Here is a 6,145-nt window from a genome sequence, read left to right on the forward strand (position 1 = left end):
AAGTAGTATATATTTCATACTACTTTTCATATCTATAACTTAATTTTCATCAAAATATTTATAAATCATCTCACATATATATGTAATTTCATCCTCTGTAATACCGTACCACAATGGTAATCGTATTAATTTTTCACTCTCAGCAGTAGTATACTTATCTTCACCATTAAAACTGCAATGCTTTAGACCAAAAGGTGACGAGTGTAAAGGAACATAATGAAAGACAGCACCAATGTCTTTTTGCTTTAAGAACTTCAATAGCGCTGTTCGTTGCTGCAAATCAGCCACTTTAATATAGAACATATGAGCATTATGCTGTCTGTGCTCAGGAATATGTGGACACACAATGTGCCCTTGTTCTTGTAAATGGGTCATATTTTGGGCATAATGCTGCCAGCTGTTTAATCGATCTTGATTAATTATCTCAGCATTTTCCAACTGTCCCCATAAATATGCACATTGCAATTCACTCGGTAAATAACTGCTGCCGATATCTGTCCATGTATATTTATCAACCATACCTCTAAAGAATTGACTGCGATTGGTACCCTTTTCACGAATAATCTCAGCACGTTCTATAAATTGTGTATCATTAATAATTAATAAACCGCCCTCTCCACCACTGGTATAGTTTTTAGTTTCATGAAAACTATACGCACCTAAATGCCCAATTGTTCCGAGCATTTTTTGCTTAAAGGTCGACATCATGCCCTGCGCTGCATCTTCAATCACATACAGTTGATATCGTTCGGCCAATTGCATGATTTTATCCATATCGCAGCCTACTCCAGCATAGTGCACAGGAACAATCGCTTTAGTCTTATCAGTAATCGCCGCTTCAATCAGATCGGCATTGATATTCATGGTATCTGGATCAACATCAACGAATACAATTTTTGCACCACGCAACACAAACGCATTTGCGGTACTCACAAAGGTATAGCTTGGCATAATAATTTCATCGCCAGCTTGCACATCAATCAGTAAAGCCGCCATTTCCAAAGCATGTGTACAGGATGGTGTCAGTAAGGTCTTTGGTGCACCCAAGGTTTTCACAAACCAATCTTGACACTGATGACCAAAAGCACCATCTCCTGAAATTTTTCCTGAGCCTAAGATGTCCAGAATATGCTGCTTTTCCGAGCCAACAAACGCTGGCTTATTAAATGGAATCATGTTCAGTCGCCTTAAAAATTTGTTCTAATTGCAGAAGATTTTGACTACGTACTTTATAGGGTTTGGCTGGAATCCCAGTATAAATCCACCAAGGTTGCGTACTTTTAGTCACCAAAGAGATTGCGCCAATCGAACTACCCTCTGCGAGGGTGACTCCAGGAAAGATGACAGCATTCGCCCCAATAATCACATGACGTTCAATCTGCACTGCAGCAAAAAATTCTTTTTTAAATTGTTTCGGAATCAATGAATTCACCATGGTCTCACCAGAGTAGTCATCACTTTGCGAGAAAATTTTGACCCCATAAGCACAAGTGGCATAGTCATCCATGTAAATCCCGGGTTCCCCACCGGCGACTAAACACATAGGGGTAATATGACAGTAGCGACCGATCACCACTCTGCCAGAAATAATACAAAAATCGTCGATGCGCGAATGATCACCAATCTCAATCAATTCAGGATTATAAATCGCAGCTTTATCGCTAATTTTGATATTTTTCCCTAGCGATTTAAATCCGAGTGCTGCAAGTTGAGATTCCAATAAATAGGCCATTTCACTTTAACTCAATTCATTTATTTTAAAAAAGTCTTTCATTTCAGCAAGACATTGCACGACACACTGCTCTACGTTTTTATGCTCAGTGACAATATGTTGTAGCACTCCAGCTTTAGTCTGTGCGGCCCACTCACGTTGCTCTTCTGAAAAACCGTAGGCAAGACCATAGCGATCGGAGACATTGGGATACCAATCCACTAATGACACCCCATCAGCTGGCACCACAATAGATTCACAGCCCGATAACACCGCAAATAAAGAATAAGCAGTATAGTCATCATAAGAAATAAACTGCTTCGCATGATTAAAAATCTCAGCGATTTCACGATGCGATTTACCATCTAAGCAAAGAGCACCTTGTGGATGCACGTGAGGTTTATCTTGCCCTTTTCGCACCATATAACAACAGTCAATATCCCTAACTAAACCTTGATTTTTATATGTATCTATAGGGTAATAGATCACTTTCAACTCACATTGAGATAATTTACATGTATTTCTTTGAAAGTCATTTATGGCTGAATTAAATTTAAAATATAATTCATTATTACCATACTCTACTTTACCTGTATGAAATCCTGGTTGATGAAGTAACCAACGCACAACATTCTTTATTCCTAATGGATTCCCTTCTGTAACTTCAGGATAGATTGCAACTGCATTTAAAGGAAAACTCCTTTTTTCCCAAATGGGCGTTTTCCAACCATCCTTAAATTTAAAAATATGCTTTCCTCTAAGCTTATCGCGTACTTGTTTGAAAAAAGAATGATTCCAAGTAAATGGAACTAAATAAGCTTTATGCTGAGTTGCACTATTAATAACGTGACATAATCTATGCAAGGCAATAATGCCCCCTACATTTTCATCATAAGGGTCAGCATAAATAAAAATATTCATTTTTCAAACTCAATCAAATTCACTAAATAATTTTGCTTTAAAATCCTTATCACTTACTAAAACGTCATCAACCTCAGCTAAAGGCCAATCAATTGCAAGTGTAGGGTCGTTCCAAAGAATTGAGCCTTCACTGTCTCTATTATAGTAATTAGTTGTTTTATAAAGGAATTGTGTATTATCATCCAGTGCAATAAAACCATGTGCAAAACCTTCTGGAATCCAGAACATGATTTTGTTTTCAGCACTCAATTCAACCCCAACCGATTGACCATAAGTTTTAGAATCAGGGCGAATATCAACAGCTACATCCCACGCCTTTCCTTGAACTACACGTACAAGTTTGCCTTGTGCATAAGGTACTTTTTGAAAATGCAAGCCACGTAAAACACCCTTTTGGGATAATGAATGATTATCTTGTACAAAGGTCGGGATTGGTAAATTGAGTTCAGTTAACACTTGCTCGAAACGTTGCTGATTAAAACTTTCCATAAACCAGCCACGATCATCTCCAAATACATTTGGATGAAGGATTAACAGCCCCTCAATTTTGGTGGTTTCTACTTTCACTTTGCTTCTTCCAGTAATTTGTACAGATATTGTCCATATTCAGTTTTCTTTAACGCTTCCGCACTTTCAGCAAGTTGCTCTTTAGAAATCCAACCTTGGTGAAAACCAATTTCTTCTAAGCATGCAACTTTCAAAGACTGTCTTTTTTCAATCGTATAGACAAACTGCCCTGCTTCCAATAATGATTCATGAGTTCCTGTATCTAGCCATGCAAAACCGCGACCCAACAACTCCACATTTAATGAACCATCTTTAAGATAGGCATTATTAATATCTGTAATTTCAAGTTCACCACGTGCAGAAGGCTTCACTTGTTTCGCAAATTCAACTACTCGGTTGTCATAGAAATAAAGTCCTGTTACTGCATATTGTGATTTTGGTTGAGCTGGTTTTTCCTCAATACTAAGTACTTTTCCTGCTGCATCAAATTCAACCACACCAAAACGTTCAGGATCAGTCACATGATAGCCAAATACCATAGCCCCATGCTCAAGACTATTTGCAGCTTCTAATTGTTTACCAAAGCTTTGACCATAATAAATATTATCACCCAAAATAAGACAGACAGGACTCTGACCAATAAATTCCTCACCAATAAGGAATGCCTGAGCTAAACCATCTGGAGAAGGTTGAACCTTATAACTAAGCTCGATCCCAAATTGTGAACCATCACCTAATAATTTTTCAAAATTTGGTAAATCTTCAGGGGTAGAAATAATTAGCACTTCACGAATGCCCGCTAACATGAGCACAGAAAGTGGATAATAAATCATAGGCTTATCATAAATAGGCAGTAACTGTTTTGATACCCCTTTGGTAATGGGATGTAAACGTGTGCCTGAACCACCCGCTAGAATAATACCTTTGCGTTTTAAGCTCATTTGTTCAATAACTCCGTTAATGTTCTTTGTACACCTAATTTCCAGTCTGGCAAGATTAACTGGAAAGTGCTTTGAAGCTTTTGGTTATCTAGTCTTGAATTACAGGGTCTTTTCGCTGGTGTTGGATAAGCCGTAGTAGGGATTGGATTTACTTTTTTGACCATAAGTTCAACACCTGCCAACTTAGCTTGTTCAAACACATAGTTTGCATACTCAAACCAAGATGTTTCTCCACTCGCAACTAAATGATAAATGCCAACTTTAGAATTTTCATTTATTGCTTGCGGAATTGCTTGAGCTGTTATATCTGCAATAAGTTCAGCTGAAGTCGGTGCTCCAATTTGATCATGAATAATAGATAATTCTTCACGTTGCTGAGCCAAATTCAGCATAGTTTTCAAAAAGTTTTTACCTTTTGCTGCGTATACCCATGAAGTTCTAAAAATAAGATATTTACAGCCTGAAATTACAATAGCTTGTTCACCTTGAGCCTTGGTTTTGCCATAAATATTAATTGGATCAACTTCATTTGACTCTAAAAAAGCAGAATTTCCCTGTCCACTAAATACATAATCTGTTGAATAATGAACCAGTAAAGCATTTACTTCCAGACAGGCTTCTGCAATACGCTGTACTGCATTAAAATTAATCTGTTTTGCTAAATCTTGTTCTGTTTCTGCCAAGTCAACTGCCGTATAAGCACTTGCATTCACAACAATATCTGGATTAAGTTTTAGAATAGTTTCCTTAACTGCCTCTGGTTGAGACATATCACCCTGTAAACCATTATAGCCATGACGATCTAATGCAATGACTTCACCTAAAGGAGTAAGAGAACGTTGCAATTCCCATCCCACTTGGCCATTTTTTCCAAGCAACAAAATTTTCATGATTGCACCTGATATTGCTTGTTCACCCAGGTCTGGTATTCACCACTCTGCACATGAGCAACCCATTCAGAGTTATTTAAGTACCATTCCACCGTTTTTCTTAAACCTGTTTCAAATGATTCTTCAGGTACCCAATTAAGTTCATTTTTGATTTTAGTTGCATCAATTGCATAACGAACATCATGCCCCGGGCGATCTTTTACATACGTAATCAAGTCTTCGTATTTCGCTACACCTTCTGGCTTAGTTGGAGATAATTCTTCGAGTAATTCACAAATACATTGAACAACTTCAATATTGGCTTTTTCATTATGTCCGCCAATATTATAAGTTTCCCCAACCACACCTTCAGATACGACCTTATAAAGGGCACGAGCATGATCTTCCACGAATAACCAGTCCCGAATTTGCTGTCCATTGCCATAAATAGGTAAAGGCTTAGCTTGAAGGGCATTCAAGATCATTAATGGGATAAGTTTTTCTGGAAAATGAAATGGGCCATAGTTATTTGAACAATTTGTCACGATAGTTGGCAAGCCATAAGTACGATTCCACGCACGTACCAAATGGTCTGAACTCGCCTTACTTGCCGAATAAGGAGAACTTGGTGAGTATGGTGTTGTTTCAGTAAATAAGTCTGTGGTACCTTCCAAATCACCATATACTTCATCAGTCGAGATATGATGAAAACGGAAATTTTCATTGGAAGGAGCTTCCAATGAACTCCAATATTGTCGAGCAGCTTCTAATAATTGATAAGTACCAATAATATTAGTTTCAATAAAAGCATAAGGACCTGAAATAGAACGGTCTACATGAGACTCAGCAGCTAAATGCATTACTGTATCAGGTTTGAATTCATTAAATAATTGATCTAGCGCTGAACGGTCACAAATGTCAGTTTGACTGAACTGATAACGTGGATTTTCAGATACTGAAATAAGAGACTCTAAGTTACCAGCATAGGTAAGTTTATCTACATTTAATACTTCATTATTAGTATTGTGAATGATATGACGAATTACGGCTGAACCAATAAAGCCAGCACCACCTGTTACCAAAATCCGCATCTTTAAAATGTACCCAAGAATTATTTTAGAAATAATTTTATCATCAACGTTTGTAAATTACTGCCATTTATAGTTAATACTGGTACAAAAACTCTAAGTATCTAT

At 37.4% G+C, this 6,145-nt stretch carries 7 protein-coding genes; all 7 read right to left on the reverse strand.

Translation table 11 applies throughout. The annotated features are described in order from the left end of the window. Nucleotides 1-39: 39 nt before the first annotated feature. Genes rffA through rfbB form a run of 7 tightly spaced genes read right to left on the reverse strand, consistent with a single transcriptional unit; the run spans nucleotide 40 to nucleotide 6,040 of the window. On the reverse strand, nucleotides 40-1,176 hold the full coding sequence (rffA, locus tag WAE57_RS15615; RefSeq protein WP_337711278.1) for a dTDP-4-amino-4,6-dideoxygalactose transaminase: 1,137 nt from the start codon (nucleotides 1,174-1,176) through the stop codon (nucleotides 40-42). After that, the gene (locus tag WAE57_RS15620; RefSeq protein WP_337711279.1) at nucleotides 1,163-1,732 is read right to left on the reverse strand and encodes an acyltransferase; all 570 of its coding nucleotides are present in this window, start codon (nucleotides 1,730-1,732) and stop codon (nucleotides 1,163-1,165) included. Before WAE57_RS15620 ends, rffA begins: the two co-directional genes overlap by 14 nt. A 6-nt stretch (nucleotides 1,733-1,738) precedes the next feature. Further along, nucleotides 1,739-2,632, reverse strand: a complete 894-nt coding sequence (locus tag WAE57_RS15625; protein WP_337711280.1) for a WavQ — start codon at nucleotides 2,630-2,632, stop codon at nucleotides 1,739-1,741. A gap of 9 nt (nucleotides 2,633-2,641) precedes the next feature. After that, nucleotides 2,642-3,199, reverse strand: a complete 558-nt coding sequence (gene rfbC, locus WAE57_RS15630; protein ID WP_337711281.1) for a dTDP-4-dehydrorhamnose 3,5-epimerase — start codon at nucleotides 3,197-3,199, stop codon at nucleotides 2,642-2,644. Beyond that, complete coding sequence (gene rfbA, locus WAE57_RS15635) at nucleotides 3,196-4,080, reverse strand: glucose-1-phosphate thymidylyltransferase RfbA (protein WP_337711282.1); 885 nt, start codon at nucleotides 4,078-4,080, stop codon at nucleotides 3,196-3,198. Before rfbA ends, rfbC begins: the two co-directional genes overlap by 4 nt. Next, nucleotides 4,077-4,970 carry a dTDP-4-dehydrorhamnose reductase gene (rfbD, locus tag WAE57_RS15640; RefSeq protein ID WP_337711283.1) on the reverse strand — a complete coding sequence of 298 codons (894 nt, stop codon included), beginning with the start codon at nucleotides 4,968-4,970 and terminating at the stop codon, nucleotides 4,077-4,079. Before rfbD ends, rfbA begins: the two co-directional genes overlap by 4 nt. After that, the gene (rfbB, locus tag WAE57_RS15645; RefSeq protein ID WP_337711284.1) at nucleotides 4,967-6,040 is read right to left on the reverse strand and encodes a dTDP-glucose 4,6-dehydratase; all 1,074 of its coding nucleotides are present in this window, start codon (nucleotides 6,038-6,040) and stop codon (nucleotides 4,967-4,969) included. Before rfbB ends, rfbD begins: the two co-directional genes overlap by 4 nt. Nucleotides 6,041-6,145: the final 105 nt, after the last annotated feature.

The sequence above is a fragment of the Acinetobacter sp. NS-4 genome (assembly GCF_037402435.1).
GTDB lineage: Bacteria > Pseudomonadota > Gammaproteobacteria > Pseudomonadales > Moraxellaceae > Acinetobacter.